At 48.5% G+C, this 19,663-nt stretch carries 16 protein-coding genes; 6 read left to right on the top strand and 10 right to left on the bottom strand.

The genetic code is table 11. From position 1 onward, the window contains the following. Positions 1-141: 141 nt before the first annotated feature. Complete coding sequence (locus U9J37_RS00830; protein WP_322413852.1) at positions 142-1,389, top strand: S1 family peptidase; 1,248 nt, start codon at positions 142-144, stop codon at positions 1,387-1,389. 21 nt (positions 1,390-1,410) lie between these two features. Here the strand turns inward: U9J37_RS00830 and U9J37_RS00835 are convergent, their stop codons facing one another. The 3 genes from U9J37_RS00835 to U9J37_RS00845 form a co-directional block, all read right to left on the bottom strand. Next, the gene (locus tag U9J37_RS00835; protein ID WP_005471577.1) at positions 1,411-1,938 is read right to left on the bottom strand and encodes a hypothetical protein; all 528 of its coding nucleotides are present in this window, start codon (positions 1,936-1,938) and stop codon (positions 1,411-1,413) included. Positions 1,939-2,041: 103 nt separating this feature from the next. Then, positions 2,042-2,362 carry a hypothetical protein gene (locus tag U9J37_RS00840; protein ID WP_005471476.1) on the bottom strand — a complete coding sequence of 107 codons (321 nt, stop codon included), beginning with the start codon at positions 2,360-2,362 and terminating at the stop codon, positions 2,042-2,044. Positions 2,363-2,498: 136 nt separating this feature from the next. Further along, on the bottom strand, positions 2,499-3,869 hold the full coding sequence (locus U9J37_RS00845; protein ID WP_005471479.1) for an endonuclease/exonuclease/phosphatase family protein: 1,371 nt from the start codon (positions 3,867-3,869) through the stop codon (positions 2,499-2,501). A 244-nt stretch (positions 3,870-4,113) separates the two neighbouring features. On the opposite strand from U9J37_RS00845, the gene U9J37_RS00850 reads away from it, so the two are divergent. Beyond that, a complete protein-coding gene (locus U9J37_RS00850; protein WP_043886826.1) occupies positions 4,114-5,382 on the top strand; it encodes an O-acetylhomoserine aminocarboxypropyltransferase/cysteine synthase family protein in 1,269 nt (422 codons plus the stop codon). 69 nt (positions 5,383-5,451) lie between these two features. On the opposite strand, the gene U9J37_RS00855 is transcribed toward U9J37_RS00850, so the two are convergent. The 4 genes from U9J37_RS00855 to U9J37_RS00870 all read right to left on the bottom strand — a co-directional run bounded on the left by U9J37_RS00855 (position 5,452) and on the right by U9J37_RS00870 (position 10,598). Continuing rightward, positions 5,452-6,987 (bottom strand): bifunctional GNAT family N-acetyltransferase/carbon-nitrogen hydrolase family protein, encoded by a 1,536-nt coding sequence (locus U9J37_RS00855; RefSeq protein ID WP_005471462.1) that lies wholly within the window; start codon positions 6,985-6,987, stop codon positions 5,452-5,454. Positions 6,988-7,071: 84 nt separating this feature from the next. Continuing rightward, complete coding sequence (locus tag U9J37_RS00860) at positions 7,072-8,358, bottom strand: hemolysin family protein (protein WP_005471518.1); 1,287 nt, start codon at positions 8,356-8,358, stop codon at positions 7,072-7,074. 168 nt (positions 8,359-8,526) lie between these two features. Continuing rightward, positions 8,527-9,552 (bottom strand): alpha/beta hydrolase, encoded by a 1,026-nt coding sequence (locus tag U9J37_RS00865; protein ID WP_005471560.1) that lies wholly within the window; start codon positions 9,550-9,552, stop codon positions 8,527-8,529. Positions 9,553-9,707: 155 nt separating this feature from the next. Next, positions 9,708-10,598 carry a LysR family transcriptional regulator gene (locus U9J37_RS00870; RefSeq protein ID WP_005471466.1) on the bottom strand — a complete coding sequence of 297 codons (891 nt, stop codon included), beginning with the start codon at positions 10,596-10,598 and terminating at the stop codon, positions 9,708-9,710. A gap of 114 nt (positions 10,599-10,712) precedes the next feature. On the opposite strand from U9J37_RS00870, the gene U9J37_RS00875 reads away from it, so the two are divergent. Then, positions 10,713-11,573 (top strand): MBL fold metallo-hydrolase, encoded by an 861-nt coding sequence (locus tag U9J37_RS00875; protein WP_005471578.1) that lies wholly within the window; start codon positions 10,713-10,715, stop codon positions 11,571-11,573. Between the two features lie 79 nt (positions 11,574-11,652). Here U9J37_RS00875 and U9J37_RS00880 read toward each other — a convergent pair whose 3' ends face one another. Continuing rightward, entirely contained in the window at positions 11,653-12,417 is a 765-nt protein-coding gene (locus U9J37_RS00880) for a 1-acylglycerol-3-phosphate O-acyltransferase (RefSeq protein ID WP_005471571.1), read from the bottom strand. Positions 12,418-12,582: 165 nt separating this feature from the next. On the opposite strand from U9J37_RS00880, the gene U9J37_RS00885 reads away from it, so the two are divergent. From U9J37_RS00885 to U9J37_RS00895, 3 genes are all read left to right on the top strand, one after another. Next, the gene (locus U9J37_RS00885; protein ID WP_005471569.1) at positions 12,583-14,271 is read left to right on the top strand and encodes a class I SAM-dependent methyltransferase; all 1,689 of its coding nucleotides are present in this window, start codon (positions 12,583-12,585) and stop codon (positions 14,269-14,271) included. Between the two features lie 267 nt (positions 14,272-14,538). Next, positions 14,539-16,911, top strand: coding sequence for a S8 family serine peptidase (locus U9J37_RS00890; protein WP_005471583.1), 2,373 nt, complete (start codon positions 14,539-14,541; stop codon positions 16,909-16,911). Between the two features lie 9 nt (positions 16,912-16,920). Continuing rightward, positions 16,921-17,256 carry an ATPase AAA gene (locus U9J37_RS00895; protein ID WP_005471488.1) on the top strand — a complete coding sequence of 112 codons (336 nt, stop codon included), beginning with the start codon at positions 16,921-16,923 and terminating at the stop codon, positions 17,254-17,256. Between the two features lie 36 nt (positions 17,257-17,292). Here the strand turns inward: U9J37_RS00895 and U9J37_RS00900 are convergent, their stop codons facing one another. Further along, positions 17,293-18,612 (bottom strand): omega-aminotransferase AptA, encoded by a 1,320-nt coding sequence (locus U9J37_RS00900; RefSeq protein ID WP_005471548.1) that lies wholly within the window; start codon positions 18,610-18,612, stop codon positions 17,293-17,295. 96 nt (positions 18,613-18,708) lie between these two features. Continuing rightward, positions 18,709-19,602, bottom strand: a complete 894-nt coding sequence (locus tag U9J37_RS00905; protein WP_005471500.1) for a LysR family transcriptional regulator — start codon at positions 19,600-19,602, stop codon at positions 18,709-18,711. Positions 19,603-19,663: the final 61 nt, after the last annotated feature.

Genomic DNA, 19,663 nt, shown 5'->3' on the forward strand with positions numbered 1-19,663 from the left:
ATGGTCTATCCAGATGAGAAGCTGCAGTGAATATTGAAAATAATATTTTTGTGCGATATTTGCACAACTGGTCAATACTAAGATAAGTGATTAGTTTAGTAACAGTGTCATTCTAACGTTAAGTTTGGACAAGGAGGTGACATGTCACGACTTCACCTAATCTGGGTGGCTTTCTCTCTTTGGCCGCTTTCTGTTTATGCGATAGTTTCAGGTAATGCCGTAAGCCAAATTGAGTACACAAGTGATTACAGTCATGTGGTATCAGTGGGAGCGAGTGTTAAGGCTGAAGACCACTTTTGTGGTGGTACCATCATCGCTCCGCAATGGGTATTGACTGCGGCGCACTGTTTAGTTGCATCAAGCTCTAGCCAAGAAGACTCGGAAGAGAACCCAGAGAACATAACGCAATACGATGTTGCGAAACCAATAGAGTTGTCGGTGACAGCAGGTGTGGCTGATTTGAGTGATACCGCCATTGGCAATTTGTATCGCGTTACGCATGTTGTCATACACCCAGATTATTATCCGACTGTCAGCGCAACCACAACAGCTTATCAAAATGATATTGCGCTACTTTATGTTGAGCGCACTTTCTCTGGTACCCCAATCTCTTTAGTTGATTCGACAAGATATAGTGAATTGCTCGCGCTAGAACCTCTATGGGATCCTGCTAACCCGCAGCCTAATGTGAAAGTAGCAGGTTGGGGAGATGGTGACACCTCGGAGCCGGATCCCGCTTTTGGTGGTAGTGATACCATATTGGATGAAGTCGACGTTGCTTTTAACCCTATCGCCGATTGTTATGCTCGTCTAGAGAGCGGACGTGATACGCCCAGATACATTGCGTCGACAACCGATCCTACCAAGCTATGCACGATGTCGACATTGGTCGTGACAAATGACCAAGATGAAGCGTATGGAAACGGAGCCTGTGAGGGTGATCCTGGCGGCCCTTTGACCTTTGTTGCTGCTGACTCTAACACTTACCAAGTTGGCATTATTAGCGCTAGCCCTGTGAGCAACACGATATGCAGTTCTGCGACTATTCCAGCTTGGCACACCAATCTCAATCACTATCTGACTTGGATATCGACATACACAAGTGCGCCAACACCACCCACTCAAACTGTCATCAAGCCGACATTTTTAACCTCAACCACGACTCCTGCTCCCGGCGATACCCCCGATGAAGAGGCAGAAGAAGGCAGCACCACACCTGAAACCTCGCCCAACTGTTCGGGCAGTGCCAATATCGGCGTGGGCAGTGGGACGGCGCAGCTTGGTTGCGATTCGGGCTCAAGCAGTGGTGGCAGCAACGGGTGGTTAACCATGATTGGGCTGGGCTTGATGTTTTACCGTCGTTATCGGCTCCCAGCACGCGAGAGCTAAGGTTTGTGAAAACTGAGCAAATTACCGCTCCGAAAGCCAAATATCAGCCAAGATCTCATCATCTTTATATTGATTTGAGAAATGCTCTAATAGCGCCGCCAGATGTTCACCCGTATCGCAAAGCGTGTTGGCGACTAAATCTTCAGACACATGAATCGGGCTGGCTTGGGGCTGAGCTTTTGGTGTTACCAGAACTGGAATGATGAACTTGTCTCGACTTGGTTGATGCTGCTCTTTGAACTGGCGTGCAAAGTGATGGACTTGGTCGGCTTTGGCACAATCGTAATCGTGACTGACGTGATCAATTGACAGCACGAAAATCAAACCGCGATAGAGAACCACGCAATCCACGTTTTCAGAAGAGTTTGGCACTGGAACTGACAAGAAAAGGTGTCCGGCTAAGTGGGGAAGTTCGTTCAGTGACGTTTTCAGTAGTTCGATGTCTTGGCTGTGTTTTGCAACTGTGGAGTTGGCTGAATCTTGAGTGAGTAAAGGCGTGCTGGCGGCATGACAAAAGTCAAACAAAGGAATCGAGAATTGTGGGCTCATTGTGTTGATGGTCTGGCTAAATCAAAGCCCTAGTATAAAAGGCGCAAAGCAAGAGTGCGACGAGGCCGGTTGCAAAATGCGCCTAAAAGCCAGATACACGTCTTTAGAACATGTATTGAGATACCGAGTGGTGCACACCATGATCGGTTTTTGTTTTCGCAGGTAAGTTAGTTTGAGCCAACACCAGCTGGTTATTTTTTATTTTGAATTGGATCTCTTCGCCTGATTCAAACGTCAGCGTATAGCCTGTCGTGATAGAACTGAGCATTCCAGCCCCTTCAAAGTACTGTTCAATCGCTTTGAAGTTAGCCACGGTTCTTAGTTGGATACCATCGTTGAACAGATAGGTCGTTTCAGATGGAAAGGTTTCATCCTGCAGGTAACGACACATAGTCAGCAGAGAGTCATTCGTGAAGGTAATCATAGTGCTTTCCCGATGGTTGTTGGTCAAAAATCAGGAACGGACTATAGCGGAATTTATAATTGATATTTAAATCACTTACTTTTGCTTACTTGTCAGTAAAAGTAAGCCCTACTTACTGCAGTAGGGCTTGTTCAGATTAAAACTTGGCCTTCACCCAAATCATACGGTGATCTGAAGAAACATCTTTTCCATTGCCATATTTGCCGACACGTTTGTCGTTAAACAGGCGGTAGCTTTCTTCCGTTGGCGTTGACCAGTACACGCCCGAGTCGATCACGTTTAGCGTTGCGGATGGCATTGCGTAATCCACTCCTAACCCGAAGGTTGACGTCACATGTTCAGGCTTAGGATGGCGCTTACCACTTGATTCGATGTGTTTGACCGCGCCTTGGCTTGATGGGTAGAGCTCACCATTCATCACTTTTTGATTGAGCAATGGGTCATTATGCAGCGCTTGCATCACCGAGCTTACGCCATCGCCAGCTACAGGGTCGAGGTTTAGGTCACCCATGATCACAAAGTGTTTGCCCTGTTCCAGACCGCCCGTGTTACCCGCATCGTCATAGAAGTATGGCTTACCTTGAATGTATTGATGCCAGAAGGCGACTTCAGCCGCGTTTTGCATCTGGTTTTTGCCAGTATCGAACACCGGTGGTGTTGGGTGTGACATCAATAGGTGAACCACTTGGTCGCCCTTGTCTGTCGGGATAATGATTGGCGCATCGACGTGGTTTTTCGACGATAGACGAACCTGTTGCCACTCTTCGTCGCTGTACCAAGGGTCACCACATTTCATGCCTTGCGGGATCTTATTGTACTTATCATTGCATTTGGTAATGGTTGGGATCGTTGCACCCGCGAGATCTTTCCATTTGAACTCTTGGAAAGTACGCGTGTTTTCGGTGTCAATTTCATACTTGGACATTAAAGCGAACGCGTATTGTCCATGGTAAAAACCAAAGCCCCATGCATCGCCTGGCAGTTGACCTTTCTTGCCATTGTTGTCCAAGTCAAGATCGCTTAATAACCCCGTGTTGGTCGCGTAAGATTCAAAAAACGGGTACTCAATAGCGGTTAGGTTAGGTTGGCCGCCCGCACCCTCACTGCTTTGCGGAACTGACAGGTAGTTGGTTTGAAAACCAATAAGCGCGGCTTTATCTTCGCCGGTACCGTCGTTGTTGAATTCAGCCATCATGATCACATCAGGGCGGTTTTTCTGGATGATAGCCGCGACGTTGCGAATCTGAATGACTTTCTCAGCCGTTTGCTTGTCTTCCTCACTGATCGAGCCATCAAGGTAGCGAGTAACTAAAGCCGTTTGTTGTTTAGGTTCGATCTGCATCTCTTTCACTAAGTCTTCGAAGGTCGCTCGGTCGAAAGAGAGGTTGTAAGTCGCGATGGTTACTTCAGTCATTGGGGACTCGGTCGTTTGGGTGGTCATAGCGCCGCAGCCAGTTAGCAGTGTAGCACTAATGGCGAGAGCCAAAGGAGTTGTTAGCTTTTTCATCTAAGAAGCATTCTGGTTATGAATATCAAAGGAATGGTAGTGTGAATACCCTAAATGTAAAGTGACCCGAGTCGCGGTGTAATTGTTCTGTCGACCGTTTGCAGGATTTATGAGCACAGTCTCAAGGTGCATAAAAAAATGAATGTGATTCACCGCCCATATTTGCATTAATAATCAGCATGCTTGGTTTTTATCGGGTTAATTGGTTGGACACTATTTCACCGATAACAAGCAAGGAAAGCGCATGAAAGACGAAACGCTATCTATCCATTTTGGCTACGAGACAGACCCAACCACCAAATCAGTAGCGACGCCCATCTATCAAACGGTTGCCTACGAGTTTGACAATGCACAGCATGGTGCTGACCTATTTAACCTCGAAGTCCCTGGCAATATCTACACCCGAATCATGAACCCAACCAACGACGTGTTGGAAAAACGCATGGCGGCCCTAGAAGGCGGAATTGCAGGTTTGGTTGTTAGTGCAGGCAGCGCCGCGATTAACTATGCCATTCTTACGTTGGCACAAGCGGGGGATAATATCGTCTCAACGCCGCAGCTTTATGGTGGTACCTATACGTTGTTTGCCCACATGCTGCCAAACCAAGGTATCAAGGTGAAATTTGCCAAAGACGATAAGCCGGAAAGTTTGGCTGAACTTATCGATGAGAATACCAAAGCGGTCTACTGTGAAAGTATCGGCAACCCCGCTGGCAATATCATTGATCTAGAGCGAGTGGCGGAGTTGGCGCACGCACAAGGCGTTCCTGTGATAGTTGATAATACCGTCGCCACTCCTGCGCTGTGCAAACCGATAGAGTTTGGTGCGGATATTGTTGTTCATTCATTGACTAAATACGTTGGCGGCCATGGCACAACGCTAGGCGGCATTATTATCGATTCCGGCAAGTTCCCATGGGCAGATCACAAAGAGCGATTCCCAGTCTTCAATCAACCAGAGCCTTCGTATCATGGTGTGGTCTACACTGAGGCATTCGGTGAGGCGGCGTTTATTGGTCGTGCTCGCACGGTTCCGTTAAGAAATACCGGTGCGGCGTTGTCGCCAATGAATGCGTTCATGTTGATGCAAGGTTTAGAGACCTTATCTTTGCGCATGGAACGACACACAGAAAACGCCTTGAAAGTGGCGCAGTACCTTGAGCAGCACGACAAAGTCAGCTGGGTGAGCTACGCGGGATTACCGAGCTCCGAGTTCTACCCATTGGCGGAAAAATATATGAAGGGCAAGCCGTCTGCGATTCTCTCGTTTGGTTTGAAAGGTGGCTATAACGCTGGCGTCAGCTTCTATGATGCGCTGCAGATCTTCAAGCGTTTGGTCAACATTGGTGATGCAAAATCATTGGCTTGCCACCCTGCGTCTACCACGCACCGTCAATTGAGTGAGGCGGAGCAAAAACAAGCGGGTGTCTCGCCAGAGATGATTCGCCTGTCAGTGGGCATTGAGCACATAGATGACATCATCGCCGACCTAGAGCAAGCCTTAAACGCTTAACGGTCATAAACAGCAAACGGCGCTGAAATTGTCAGCGCCGTTTTTTATTTCACCCTAGTGACCTTTGGGTTACTCGTTGGTTGGCTTGATGAAAGAGCCATAAATATCATGACGTCGGTGTTTCAGGTTGGTGACCGAGCCTTCGGTATTGAGCTGCTTGAGCTTAGTAAGATCGACATCGGCAAAGATGATCATCTCGGTGTTGGCACTGGCCTCTGTGAGCGTGGCATCGTGGGGGAAGTAGATATCAGAAGGTGAGAAGACCGCCGATTGCGCGTACTGAATATCAACGTTGTCCACGCGCGGTAGGTTGCCCACACTACCACCAATCGCCACATAGCATTCGTTTTCAATCGCCCTTGCTTGAGAACAGATTCTGACTCGTTGATAACCATTTTTGGTGTCTGTCCAGAAGGGGACAAAAATGATCTGCACGCCTTGCTCTGCCATCATGCGGCCAAGTTCCGGAAATTCGCTGTCGTAACAAATCAAAATACCAATTCGACCCGCGTCGGTTTCGAACACTTTGACGTTGTCTCCACCATCAATAACCCAATCTTTCTCTTCATGAGGGGTAATGTGGATTTTATATTGCGCCTCGATGTGCCCATCACGCTGCAACAAGTAAGAGACATTGTAGAGCTTGTCATTTTCCAGTACTGGCACACTACCCGCGATGATGTTGATGTTGTAGGTCACTGCCATTTGTGAAAATCGGTTTTTGATCTCTTCACTAAATTGGGCAAGGAAGCGAATCGCCTCTACAGAGTTTTGACCTTTTTGCATCCCCATCAGCGGTGCATTAAAAAATTCGGGGAAGAGAGCGAAGTCCGCTTTGTAGTTAGATAGCGAGGTCACAAAGAACTCCGCTTGATCCATCAAGTCATCTAAGTCTCGCATGGCGCGCATTTGCCATTGCACCACCCCAATACGAACTAACGTCTTTTCGATATCGTGTACAGACTGAATGTCTTCTTCATAAAAGAAGTTATCCCACTCAAGCAAGGTCGCGTAACCTTGCGAGGCGTCGTCTTCGGGCAGGTAGTTGCGCATCAAGCGTTTGACGTCGAAATCGTTCGCCAGTTGGAACGACAAGATAGGATCATGCAGCTCACGACGTTTTATTTTGTCGATGTATTCTGGCACCGTCAGTGAATCAGCGTGCTCCTGATAATTAGGAATTCGGCCGCCTGTGAGAATCGCTTTAAAGTTTTTACTGCGGCATAACTCTTTACGTGCGTCGTAGAGACGGCGTCCTAATCTGAGCCCGCGATAATCTGGGTGAACGAAGACATCCAAACCATACATGGCATCGCCTTTCGGGTTGTTTTGGATGACATTGTTTTCATCAATGATATCGGTGTAAACGTGCGGCAAAGAGAAGCGATTGTAGTCGACTTTGATAGTCAGAGCGGCGCCAACGATTTTTCCATTATCCTCGATACACACTTGCCCATCAGGGAATTGGTGAATCAATTCCATGATGGTACTGCGTGGCCAAGCGCCTCCAACATCTGGGAAGACCAGATCCATGAGCTCGGCAATTTCTGGGTAGTCCTCTTTCTCGATGGTTCGCAGAGAAAGTTTTGGCGTCGTGTTGTCCATAACAGTGTTCCATTTTTTACAGCATTAACATAAGCCTAACACATTCAGGCTCAATGCTTAATGAGCCTGAATGAGGGAAAGGCGTTACTCTGGGAGGGTATCGGCTCGCGTCGCCTTGACCTGAAGAATCCGGTTGTTATCGACCTTGATGATCTCAAACTGCCATTCTTGATAGCGAATGCACTCGCCAACGTCTGGTACTCGACCGATCATCCAAGTCAACAATCCGTTCAGTGTTTGGAAGCCTTCTGTCTCTTCACCCTCAATGACACTAATTTCTAAGCGATGCTTAAGCTCATTGAGTGGAATCAAGGCATCCATCCACCAACTGCCATCATGTTGCTGTTTCGCCCACGAGTGAAGCGGAGTCATGCCCAGTTCGCCAGCAATCGATTCGAGCAAATCGTAGTGGGTGACTAAGCCTTGAACGTCGCCGTATTCATCGACGATAAATGCCATCTCGCTGTTGCTTTTTTGCATGTCGTTCAGCAGTGGTAAGCCTTTGATTGACTCTGGTACATAACGCGGTCGGCGAGCTTGTTTTACTAAGATGGTGATGGAGAGCTCGTCATATTGATCGAGCAGCACCTTGGATGAAATCGTTCCTATGATGTTATCTAAACTGCCGTGGACCAAAGGCCAAACGGAATGCTGAGTCTGACGCATCTGTTTGAGAACCTGTTCAATCGGCTGGCTGACATCCAGATATTCAATATCGCAGCGCGGCGTCATTAGTGACGTCGCTAAGCGGTCATTTAGGTGGAGCAGATTGCTGATCATTTGTTGCTCTTGCGGTTCAATCGCTCCAGACTCTGACCCTTCTGTCACCAAGGCGACTATGTCTTCTTCAGTGACTTGATCGCTGTCATCTCCGTTTTGACGTAGCAGCGTTAACAGAGCGTCGGTCGAGCGGCTTAGCAGTACCACAAACGGAGTGGTCAAAATCGCCAGCCAGTGGATAGGGTAAGCCACGATCACCGCGATGTATTCGGCGTTCCTTTGTGCGAAGCGTTTCGGTACCAACTCACCGACCACAATGGCGAAGTAGGTGATCAAAATAACCACACTCGCGGTCGCAACAATAGCAGCGAGTTCGGCTTCAAGCCCTTGTGATGTCAACCAAATTGCAAACGGGGCAGATAAGGTCGCCTCACCGAAAATACCGCTCAAAATACCGATCGCGGTAATACCGATTTGAATTGTAGAGAGGAATCGGGTTGGGTTGTTCTTTAGCTCTAATGCGAGTTGTGCGGAGGGTTGCGTTTCAGCGAGCTTTTTCAAGCGGCTCGATTTTGCTGCGACGAGCGCCAGTTCTGACATGGCAAAAATGCCGTTAAGGGTGATAAGCCCCACCAGTATGAAAATATCCATTGATTGTTCCAGTAATAAACACGTCGTCAGGATAACGAGAGCAACCTATAAAAGATAGGCAATAAGTCCACGATAACGCTAAATATTTTTACGGTGACGATAGGATATTCTGATTGAAAGTTTGAGCCAAGTTTCGACCTGCCTTGTGGTCGGCAGGTCGAACTTAATTTATTGCTCGCTCACTTTGAGGTGCAACTCACCATCGATCTTTTCACGAGTCTCGATACTGGCTCGGTCAACATCCCCTTGCAGAGTAAACAGCAGATCGCGAGCAAACTGTTTGTCGTCAAAATGCCAAGAATGTGTCCAATTGGCATCAGGGTGAACGGCGCTTTTATCTTCGTCGAGTTGCTTCCAGTGACGATCCACTCGGACATTGACCAAGTTGTCGGGCGCGCTGTCATCAAGACCCACGCGGCCGACTCTCGGGGCGGCACCGAGCCGTTTAATGTTCGAAATTTTCAGTGCGTTGTCGTGCGGATTTTGGTAGTTAGTGATACGAATGGCGTGTTCAAAGAGGGCTTGAGACTTGCCATCTTTTCGGTGCGTGGATTTACGTGCGATATCGCCACCAATCAAAGCGATTTGGCTGACGTTCCATTTAATGCGTTGCAAATAGCGATCGAACTTGGCTTCATAAAAGGCCTCACGAATGACGTAGGCGCCAGTGGAATGACCAAGCAGGTGGACATCAATATCGCAGTGGTTTCTGTCTTGCTCCAGTTGGTTTTTCGCTAACACTACAATTCCGTCTTTGACTAACTTTAGTGCGGTCTGCTTGGCGTCACAGCGATCTTCAGCGTAGTTAAGGGTGCATTGCGCACTTGGCCAATCGAAGCTCACGATGGCGCCTTTATATCCAACCTCTCGCAACCTTTTTTGCAGCAAGTCATGGCGATGCATAATGGCGGTAATCGAATTGTTGTACCCGTGAACAAAGATAAGAATATCGCCAATGGTGTAGCCTGAAACGGGCGATTTCTCAATGGTGTCGTGCTTGCCTGTGCGGGCCCTCACTAACAAGCGTTCTAGCCACTCGGTTCGTGTCAGCCTGTGCTGTTGAGGGTGAGGGGACTGCCCATCAGGTACTTCTAAATAACGGGTTGTCCCCGGCTCATTACCAAACTTTGCCTGCTCCCCTTTGCCTTTTACGTTGCGAACGCAGATAACAAAATTGCTGCTCATATCACTCATAGCCACACCTTTATTGTTGGTTTTTCACAGCTTAATTGTGGAAGGTGTCGTGGTAATCCTGCTGTCACAAATATTGGAAACCAGACAATATCTTTAGGTAATTGCGTTGTTTGTCATATTGATTCTGTGAGACCCAGAGAAGCGCTCGAATTCGATTAGCGTGAGGGGCGTGTTTTAAAGTGGTCGATGATAAAGTCGATCAGCGCTCGTACCGGCGGTGAGAGATGTTTGCGTGACGGATAAAGTAAGTACATTTGCAACGTCATCAACTGCCATTCAGGCAATACCCAAACCAGTTTACCTTGGTCAATCCACTCTTGAGCCAAGTAGTCAGGCTGCATCGAGATGCCCAAGCCCGCCAAAGAGCCATGCAGTAACACCGTTGCTTCATTGGCGGTCACGTCACAGCTTACCTCGACATCGTGCTGCTGTTCTCCTTGTGTGAGCTGCCAGATCTGACGACCAAAATTCTTATAGCCCAAACAAGCGTGACGCGTTAAGTCTTGAGGGTGAGTAATTGGATCATGGCAGGCCAAATACTCAGGCGCGGCCACCAGCTTTGAATAGCACACTGAAAACGGACGACCAATCAAAGCAGGGTTAGGCTCATTGGTGGTGCGAATGGCCAAATCAATGCGCTCTGCCACCATATCTACCGCGCGATCTTGGGCGTCAATGTCTAGCTTGATTCCGGGGTAGCGTTGGCGAAATGCTTGCAGTGCAGGCATCAATTGGGAAAACCCAAAAGACATACTCACCGACAAGCGCACGTAACCTGTGATGGCTTGCGTGGGCATTAAGCTCTCTTCCATTTGCTGCGCTTGCTCAACCCAGTGCTGCAAGTTCGGTAGCAACTGCTCTCCTGCGCTGGTTAAAGAGACTTTTCTTGTAGTGCGCTGTAGCAAGCGGGCTCCCAACCAGTTCTCAGCTGCTTCCACGTAGCGAGTCACCATAGGCCGAGACATCTCTAGTCTTTCGGCTGTGGCAGTAAAACTTTCTGTTTGAGCGACGTCTAGCATCACTTTAGCGGCGGTCAGTTTATCCATTTACTTGCTCGAATTAAGAAATAATGATGCAAAGAATAGGCTCTATTTCGAAATAAAACCAGTCGCTACTATGACGGCGACTGAACAGAAAACCTTCGAATTAGGACACAGACTATGAAAAACATCACCACTCTAGCACTACTTCTTGCGACCTCTCAGGCGGCCATGGCGAAAGGCGATCTCACGTTTGACGTCTACAACGCCGACGAGAACAGCTTTAACGTGACATCGACGCTCGTTATCGGTGAGACGGAAACGCTGCTGATTGATACTGGCTTTACTCGCGCCGATGCATTGCGTATTGCGGCCAAAGTGATGGATGCGGGCAAACCATTGAAAACAATATTCATCAGCCAAGCGGATCCTGACTACTATTTTGGCGCGTCTCAGCTGCTTGAGATATTCCCTGAAGCGAACGTGATCACCACTCCGGCGGTTCGAGAGGCGATTGCCAAAAAGCTCGAAACCAAAGTGAGCTTCTGGGGGCCAAAAATGGGGTTAAATGCGCCAGAGAATCCTAAGCTACCAACTGCGATTAATGCCCGTCAGATTACGGTAGACAACAAAATTATCGAGATTCGCGATGCCGAAGGTGTGCTTGCTCACCGCCCTTATTTATGGGTACCGAGCGAGAAAGCCATCTTAGGTAACGTGGGCATTGTGCAAGGCATGCACGTATGGATGGCAGACACCCAATCTCAGCAAGAAGTGGATGCTTGGCTAATTCAGCTTGAAGAGATGCAAGCCCTTAAACCTAAGCTGGTGGTTCCGGGTCATATGATGGAAGACGGCAAGCTTGATGCAAGCACGATTTCGTTTACTCATACGTGGATTGAACGTTTTGAAGCGGCGAAGAAGCGCAGTGACAATAGCGCAGAGGTGATCGACGCGATGGTAAAGCATTACCCTCAGTTCGGTTCCGATTTTAGCCTAGAGCTTGGCGCTAAAGTTCACATGAAAGAAGCGAGTTGGTAACGGGTACTCTATGTTCAGTCAGCGGCGAGTCCACTGACTGAACATTCATTTGTTACGTGTGAGCTAACCTTAGGCTCCCTCAAACGAAGCGGTTTGGGCTCTCTTTATGAGTAGCCGCCTGAGCCTCTAATTGCGCGACTTCTGCATCCAGTTGCGCGATCTTTTCAGCCATAAGTTGATGGCAGTGGTCGGCGAGTGCACGAGCATCTTGTAGCTCATAGTTTGAGATATCAATGGGCGCTAACATTTCGGTGATGACAATGCCGTTGTTAGCGCGATTAAGCTGGATCTTGTTATGCGTGGTGCTGGTGCACATAGGGGTAATTGGCACGCCAGCTTCGATGGCCATACGAAACGCCCCCGTTTTAAACGGAAGCAAACCTCGCCCTTTACTGCGCGTCCCTTCCGGATAGACCCACACCGATAAGTCACGTTGGTGAATTGCCTCGGCGACTTGCTTGATGGTGTCCCGCGCTTTGGATTTGTCTTCTCGGTTGATCAAAATATTGCCGGTAATCCAATAAAGCTGTCCAAAAAAAGGAATCAACAGCAGATCGCGCTTACCCAGAGAGACCGCCCGAGGTCTTAGCATTCCGGGATCCGTAACAAAATCAAACACGCTTTGGTGGTTGGAAATATAAACGCTGTTTTTTGGCGTTGGCGCGTTCTCTAATCCTCTTTGGATGAGCGTTAAGCCCACGAACTTGTGCAGTTGATTGAACCAGCGGCAAAAGAAATAGACGTGTTTTGGGTTCCTTGGACTAAACAAACAATAGATCAGGGCGAATAGGGTGGTAAACACCACAAAAACCGCAGCCAAGATTAAACGTAGAACAGCAAGCACAGCTAACTCCTTCTGGGCTCTAGGCGAGTAGAACGCATGGGTTGGAATAAGATTAGAGTTTTAATTCTATTTAACGAAATTGCAACAATTTTTCTGAGAGCTGTCGGTGGTAATCACTTTTGAAGCGATTTATGATGCAACGAGTTTAATCACCAATGTTGATTTATGTCTTCAACTCTCTCTTTTTACGAACAAAATGCCAACCAACTGATGGAGCAATACCAATCGGTGGCGTTTGAACGCGTGCATCAAAGTTGGCAGTCTTTCTGGCCATTGACAGGCGACAAGGTGCTTGATGTTGGCGCTGGAAGCGGAAGAGATGCGAAGTGGATGGCAGAGCAAGGTTGTGAGGTCATTGCGATTGAGCCTTGCCATTCATTGAGAGAGTTGGGCAATCAGTTTACGGGGCACTCTGTGACATGGTTGGATGACGCCTTGCCAGAGTTGACGGCGACACAAAACCTCGGGATGCGTTTTGATCTGATTTTGGTCAGTGCCGTTTGGATGCACTTGGCCCCCAGCCACAGAGAGCGCGCGTTTCGAAAACTGTCTAATTTGCTGGCACCAAATGGTAAGTTGGTGGTTTCACTTCGTCATGGTGAGTTTGATGATACGCGTAAAAGCTTTCCTGTTTCTGTTGAGGAGTTAGAAAGGCTCGCGAAAAACAGCGCCTTACTCGTGCGAGAGATTTCAGACAGTGATGACCAAATGCGCCGCCAAGATGTCTGGTGGCAGACGGTTGTTTTAACACTGCCTGATGATGGTTCTGGTGATTTGAACAAAGTGCGCCACATTATCGTCAATGACAGCAAATCGGCGACGTATAAGTTAGCACTGTTAAGGACAATTTTACGGATTGCAGATGCGCATTCTGGTGCGGTGGTTGACCGCTCTGAAGGGAAAGTAGCCATTCCGTTGGGGTTAGTGGCCTTGTATTGGATTCGCCAGTTTAAACGCCTGATCGATAAAGAAAACCTTCAGCAAAGCTCCGATGTGTCGAAAGGTTTGGGTTTTGTGAAGCCTGATGGTTGGGGGAAACTCGCACACTTGTCGGCGGATGATTTGGCGATTGGGGCGCTTTTTATCGATGACGAGGCTAAAGCATTAGATAAAGCAATTCGTGACACCATCAACACATTAAAGAGTGGGCCTGTTAAATTCACCTACCGCGGCGATATTTCCAATCCTTACTTCCACATCCATCGAAAAACGCCCAAGAAATCCGATTCTTGCCTAATTGATAGTCAGTTTTTGCAAAGCTATGGCGTACTTACCCTAGATGAGAGTCTTTGGGACTGTTTCCGACTTTACCACGCGTGGATTGAACCTCTGGTAGTCAATCAATGGATCATGGAGATGCAGCGATTTAGTCGCAATCAAGAGCGAAACATCACGCTGCAAACCTACCATGACTGCTTGGTATGGCTGGATAAAGTCCACGATACTAAAGATGTCAGAAGCAGGGTTGATGAGCTGCGAGTTGCCGATATCGATGTTCGCAGTGTATGGAGTGGTTCGAGTCTGGCAAAAGGGTATCACGTTGATCATTGCTTGCCGTTCGCCCATTGGCCAAATAATGACAGATGGAACCTTGTTCCAACCACAGCAAAAGAAAACCTAGATAAAAAAGATCGACTGCCTGCCAAGAAACGTTTGTCGGACTCTAAGCATCGTATTGTCAGCTGGTGGCAAACGGCTTGGGATTCTCCGAACGAGAAAACGCGATTTTTCTCAGAGGCCTCCTTGTCTCTACCCAATATTCCACCTCAGTGTCGCGACTTCGAGGAAGTCTTTGATGCGATGGGACTTCAAATCCGCGGCGTGAAAAGCCGCTTACTCGTCAATGAGTGGTAATAAACGTCTCTCCTGAGCCCACTTTGTTCATATTTACCCACTTTTAGCGTTACTAAGTAATTGCTTTTTAAAGCCTTATTTTTCTATTGAGTGTTCACTCTTTTTATTTATTTGGTGATATTCAGTCTGGATATAGTGCATTTGCTCTATAAATTTTTGGTAATTTTATCAATCTACCTTATAGCTAAAGCGCTTATGCATAGTCAGCTTTAATGACTAGACATAGCAAAAAAGTGAATAAAAATAGCTCAATAAGGAAACGAGCAGATGCACAACATTAATAATAAAACCAAGGGCTTATTTGCCCTTTCAACAATCGCAGTGGCTTTGGCCAGTACATCAGCAGTCAACGCAGCACCACTGATGGGGTTCAATGAGGCAGACTTGCCAACCAAATACATCGTTAAATTCAAGGAAGATGCGCCAGTGCCATTTTCACGCTCTGGTGAGGCTTTAATGGCTCCAACAGAGGTGCGTGAAAATGTACTGCAAGCGGTGCAAGCACGTCAGGTCGAAAGGCTAGGCTCAGACACAATTTACAGTGTCGAGATGGACGACAGTGAAGTGTCTACCTTACGTGGTAATGCACAAGTTGAGTATGTCGAGGTGGATCCGCCGCGCTACCTACTGAGCGAGACAACGCCATGGGGTTTTAACGCGGTGAACGCGCAGCTTCTTAGTGACGCCAATGCGGGGAATCGCACTGTGTGTATTATCGACTCGGGCTACGATCTTAGCCACAACGATTTGAGCGGTAACCGTGTGACTGGAACTAACGACAGCGGCACGGGCTCTTGGAGTTCTCCAGGTAACAACAATGCGCACGGCACTCACGTTGCGGGCACCATCGCGGCTATCGCTAACACGGAAGGTGTGAAAGGCGTGATGCCAAATCAAAACGTTAATCTGCACATTGTAAAAGTGTTCAACGAATCGGGTTGGGGCTACTCGTCAAGCCTTGTTAAAGCGATTCAAACCTGTGCAGACAACAATGCCGATGTGGTCAACATGAGCCTAGGGGGCAGTCAGTCGAGCCGCACGGAACAAAACGCGTTGCAAGATCTGTATGACCAAGGTGTGTTGCTAATCGCGGCGGCGGGTAACTCTGGTAATACCGCACACAGCTATCCTGCGTCTTACGATGCGGTGATGTCAGTTGCAGCGGTCGATACTAATAACGATCACGCGGCGTTCTCTCAAGCGACTGACCAAGTCGACATCGCAGCTCCGGGTGTTGCGGTACTGTCGACAGTTACGGTAGGCGAGGGTGTACTTTCTGACATTACCATCGGCGGTGTGAGCAACTTTGATCGCGGTGTGGTGCCACATAACCGTAAGAGCAAAACATCGGGCAGCTACGTGTCGGATCCTGTTGCTGGCAGCGTGACTGGCGCGCTGGCAAGTTGTGATATCTCATCGGGCAGTTACAACTGTGGTGATATGAGCGACAAAGTCTGTTTGACTGAACGTATCGAAAACCAACGTAGCGGCGTGCGCCCGGAAATCGATCCTGTCAAAGCGTGTTACAACGCGGGGGCGAAAGCGGCGATTGTTTACAGTAACGCTGACTTGCCAGGTCTACAGAACCCATTTGTACTAGATGATTACGATCGCTACCGCTTGGTGTCGGTTACGGTTGACCGAGCGTTTGGTCTTGAGCTTGCTGGCCAAGTAGGTCAAGAGGTGACGGTATCGACGACGACAGGGGAAGATTACGAGTACTACAACGGTACATCAATGGCAACGCCGCACGTGGCGGGTGTTGCTGGCTTGGTATGGAGCTACCACCCAACCTGTACGGCGCAGCAAGTACGTAAAGCGCTAACCGCGAGTGCGACGGATATTGATGTCGCAGGTCGTGATAACCGCACTGGTTATGGTCTAGTGAATGCTGATGCCGCCAAGACCTATTTAGACGCGGGCTGTAATGGTCCAGATGGTGGTCAAACGGACAATGTTTTGGAAAACGGTGTTGCCAAAGGTCCGCTATCAGGCGCATCTAAATCAGGCATCTTATTTACCTTTGACGTTCCAGCCGATGCCACGCAAGCCAGCTTTACGCTAGCAGGCGGCAGTGGTGATGCAGACATGTACGTACGCTTTGAAGGCACGCCAACAACGCGCACTTACGACTGTCGTTCATGGGAAAGTGGTAACAACGAGAGCTGTACGCTGAATGTGACGTCAGCAGGCACTTATCAAGTTCTGATTGATGGTTACTCTGCCTATTCTGGCGCGACGTTGACGGCAACTCACAATGGCAGTACGGGCGGTGGCAATTCTGGTGGTGAAGCGCCATCAAGCTACAGCAATACTAACGCGGTGAGCATTCCAGATAACAGTGCGTTAGGTGTTGTTAGCGATATTGATGTTCTGCGCTCGGGCGATTCAGGCACGGTTTCGATTGATGTTGATATTAGCCACAGCTACATTGGTGATCTTAAAGTGACACTGACGTCGCCAACTGGCGGTCAAGTGGTGCTGCACGAAAATACGGGTGGTTCGGCAAACGATATTAACACCAGCTACCAAGTGGACTTCACTGGTTTTGAGTCCAAAGGTAAGTGGGAGCTTAAAGCGGTCGACAGTGCTCGCCAAGATACCGGTACGATCAACAGTTGGACACTATCCTTTCAGTAAGGAGTCAATATGAAGAAGCAAATCGTGGCAAGTGCGCTGTTTATGGTGCTTGCTGGTGGTGTAACGACATTGGTTGTCGCGGGCAACTCGGCGTTTCCTCCGGTGGATGACCGCGTCGCAGAGGCTGAGCAGCAAATGCCTCGTTTCTTTGTGAAGTATTATCCAGAAAAAGAAGGGCAAGCGCGTGCGCTTCTTCAGCAACATCAACTGGAGATTGTGGAAACTCTGAGCAAGCAAGAGGTGTTTGTGGTGAAGGGGAGCAAAGATAAGCTCGATCAACTCATCAGTAGTGAGTTCATTGATTACATTGAGCCCGAGCCCATTCGCAGTTTGTACTCTCAATAAGCAAAACGCCCCGTTTGGGGCGTTTTTTGTAGCTTGCTATTCGCTTGGCAGTTCTTTGGCGACTTGACCAAGGGTGTCGACGATAACATCGATGTGCTGTTTTTCGATGATAAGCGGCGGCGACAAGGCGATGGTATTGCCCATGCTGCGCACCATAACGCCCTTGTTATAACAACGCTTCAAAATATCGAAACCAATCGGCTTACCATGAGCTGGCTGGGCAAACTGTACTGCGCCAATCAAGCCATAATTACGAATGTCGACGATAGAGCCGACCCCTTTAAGTGAGTGCAGACCCTGCTCAAAGTATTGGCCGATTTCACCACTGGCTCTATTAAGTAGCCCTTCCTGTTCGTAGATATCGAGCGTCGCCAAACCCGCCGCACAAGCCACTGGGTGACCGGAATAGGTGTAACCATGGAAGAACTCAACGCTGCCTTCTGGGGCACTGTTGACGACCGTTTGATAGATCTCGTCTTGAGCGAACACCGCGCCGAGTGGCACAACGCCACTGCTGATGCCTTTCGCTGAGGTGATCAAATCAGGAATCACATCAAACTCTTCGGCCGCAAATGCAGAGCCAAGGCGTCCCCATCCGGTAATCACTTCATCGAAAATCAAAACAATATCGTGTTGAGTACAGATTTCGCGCAAACGGCGTAGGTATCCCTTTGGCGGGAGGATAACACCGCCCGCTCCTGAGATAGGTTCAACAATCACGGCTGCGATGGAGTCTGCGCCATGGAACTGAATGAGTTTTTCTAGTTGCTCGGCTTTTTCTACCCCATGTTCAGGCAGGCCGCGGCTAAAGGCGTTACGTTCAATATCGAGCGTATGATCCAGATGGTCGGTTGGCAGCAGTGGGCCAAAGCCTTTGCGGTTTGGTGTTAAACCTCCCACAGAAATGCCGCCAAAGTTCACGCCATGGTAGCCAAGCTCGCGACCAATCAATTTGAACTTTCCAGTGTTGCCTTTGGCTTGTTGGTAAGCCAGTGCGATTTTTAGTGCGCTTTCGACGGCTTCAGAACCAGAGTTAGTAAAGAAGACTTTGTTTAGCCCCGGCGGTGTGTATTTAACCAATCGCTCGGCGAACTCAAACCCAATGTCGTGACCAAAGTTAAACGGCGAGCTGTAATCCAACTCGGCCACTTGTTTTGCCATCGCCTCGCCAATTTCTTTGCGTCCATGACCAGCGTTGACACACCAAAGGCCGGCGGTAGCGTCAAGCAGTTGGGTATTTTGGTCTGAGTAGCAATACATGCCTTCAGCACGATTAATGATACGAGGGTTCTGTTTGAAATCGCGGTTCGCGGTAAATGGCATCCAGAAGGCATCGTAACTGACTTTTCTTTCCATGTTCGACAAGCTCTGCGGTTGTTAATGTTGCAGAGATGTTATCGATGCCAGTGGGGCGGTAAAATCACGCGCGATAAATATAAAGGTTTAGAGGCATCAAACTTTCTCTGTGTCGCTTTGCTTTAGCGTGCCTTGGAGAAAATCGACAAAGGCTTTTGCGGCGGTCGATAGATAGTGGCTCGACTTCCAACCAATGCCCAGTTGCAAAGGGATCGGCGGGTCAAATGGGATCGCTTTTAGCTCGGGATCATCGGCGACCAAAATGGGCAGGCAGGTGCCAATTCCGACTTGTCGCCTAACCATGGATTTGAGCAGTTCAGGGAGGTTGGTCTCAAAATGCACTTGTGGGGTGAGTTTGTTTTGCTGGCAGTAGCTGTTCACCGTTTCACGCAAAAAGTAGCCGTTTTTAAACAGCACTAAAGGTTGTTGGCAAAACTCATCAAGGGTGATGGCGCTGCGCTTTGCGAAAGGGTGAGAGATAGGTACACAAGCGGCGATTTGATCTTGAGCGAGCAAACTTTGGCGGATTTGTTCGTGCTCGCGATCGCCACGAATAAGGGCTAAGTCAAGCTCACCGTTAACCAGCATTTGTGCCAATGTTGCGGTCCCTGCCTCGTGAATGTTGATTTGAATACCAGGGTAGGCTTTTTTGAACTGCTCTAACGCATCGGGCAGAAAGTAAGAGGCGAGCATCGCTGGGGCACCAAACTTGATCACTCCGCTTGTCAGACCTTTGAGCTCTTGGAGTTCTTTTTCTGCTTGTTCTACATCTTCCAAAATGATTTTGGCGTGGCGCAGTAGTACTTGGCCTTCTGCGGTCAGGCTCATTTGTCGTTCGGTGCGGTTCACCAGTTTTAGACCGAGCTGCTGCTCAAGTTTTTTGATACTAGTACTTAAAGCGGACTGGGCAATCCCTAGCTGATCCGCCGCCTTGGTGAAGTTACCGGTCTTGGCCAGTTGATTGAAATAGTGCAAGCGTTTGAGATCCATTAGTAACTCACTATCTATTTTGTATATGAAAACTATACATACCATATATTGTTAATATGAT

The sequence above is a fragment of the Vibrio sp. 16 genome, from assembly GCF_963681195.1.
Lineage (GTDB): Bacteria > Pseudomonadota > Gammaproteobacteria > Enterobacterales > Vibrionaceae > Vibrio > Vibrio sinaloensis_D.

What these genes read in the sequence shown, in the direction of transcription:
- U9J37_RS00845 (WP_005471479.1), bottom strand. Translation starts at nt 3,869, where the DNA reads ATGAAAAAGCTAACAACTCCTTTGGCTCTCGCCATTAGTGCTACACTG.
- U9J37_RS00835 (WP_005471577.1), bottom strand. Translation starts at nt 1,938, where the DNA reads ATGAGCCCACAATTCTCGATTCCTTTGTTTGACTTTTGTCATGCCGCC.
- U9J37_RS00865 (WP_005471560.1), bottom strand. Translation starts at nt 9,552, where the DNA reads ATGAGTGATATGAGCAGCAATTTTGTTATCTGCGTTCGCAACGTAAAA.
- U9J37_RS00885 (WP_005471569.1), top strand. Translation starts at nt 12,583, where the DNA reads ATGTCTTCAACTCTCTCTTTTTACGAACAAAATGCCAACCAACTGATG.
- U9J37_RS00870 (WP_005471466.1), bottom strand. Translation starts at nt 10,598, where the DNA reads ATGGATAAACTGACCGCCGCTAAAGTGATGCTAGACGTCGCTCAAACA.
- U9J37_RS00905 (WP_005471500.1), bottom strand. Translation starts at nt 19,602, where the DNA reads ATGGATCTCAAACGCTTGCACTATTTCAATCAACTGGCCAAGACCGGT.
- U9J37_RS00890 (WP_005471583.1), top strand. Translation starts at nt 14,539, where the DNA reads ATGCACAACATTAATAATAAAACCAAGGGCTTATTTGCCCTTTCAACA.
- U9J37_RS00875 (WP_005471578.1), top strand. Translation starts at nt 10,713, where the DNA reads ATGAAAAACATCACCACTCTAGCACTACTTCTTGCGACCTCTCAGGCG.
- U9J37_RS00900 (WP_005471548.1), bottom strand. Translation starts at nt 18,612, where the DNA reads ATGGAAAGAAAAGTCAGTTACGATGCCTTCTGGATGCCATTTACCGCG.
- U9J37_RS00860 (WP_005471518.1), bottom strand. Translation starts at nt 8,358, where the DNA reads ATGGATATTTTCATACTGGTGGGGCTTATCACCCTTAACGGCATTTTT.
- U9J37_RS00840 (WP_005471476.1), bottom strand. Translation starts at nt 2,362, where the DNA reads ATGATTACCTTCACGAATGACTCTCTGCTGACTATGTGTCGTTACCTG.
- U9J37_RS00830 (WP_322413852.1), top strand. Translation starts at nt 142, where the DNA reads ATGTCACGACTTCACCTAATCTGGGTGGCTTTCTCTCTTTGGCCGCTT.
- U9J37_RS00855 (WP_005471462.1), bottom strand. Translation starts at nt 6,987, where the DNA reads ATGGACAACACGACGCCAAAACTTTCTCTGCGAACCATCGAGAAAGAG.
- U9J37_RS00895 (WP_005471488.1), top strand. Translation starts at nt 16,921, where the DNA reads ATGAAGAAGCAAATCGTGGCAAGTGCGCTGTTTATGGTGCTTGCTGGT.
- U9J37_RS00850 (WP_043886826.1), top strand. Translation starts at nt 4,114, where the DNA reads ATGAAAGACGAAACGCTATCTATCCATTTTGGCTACGAGACAGACCCA.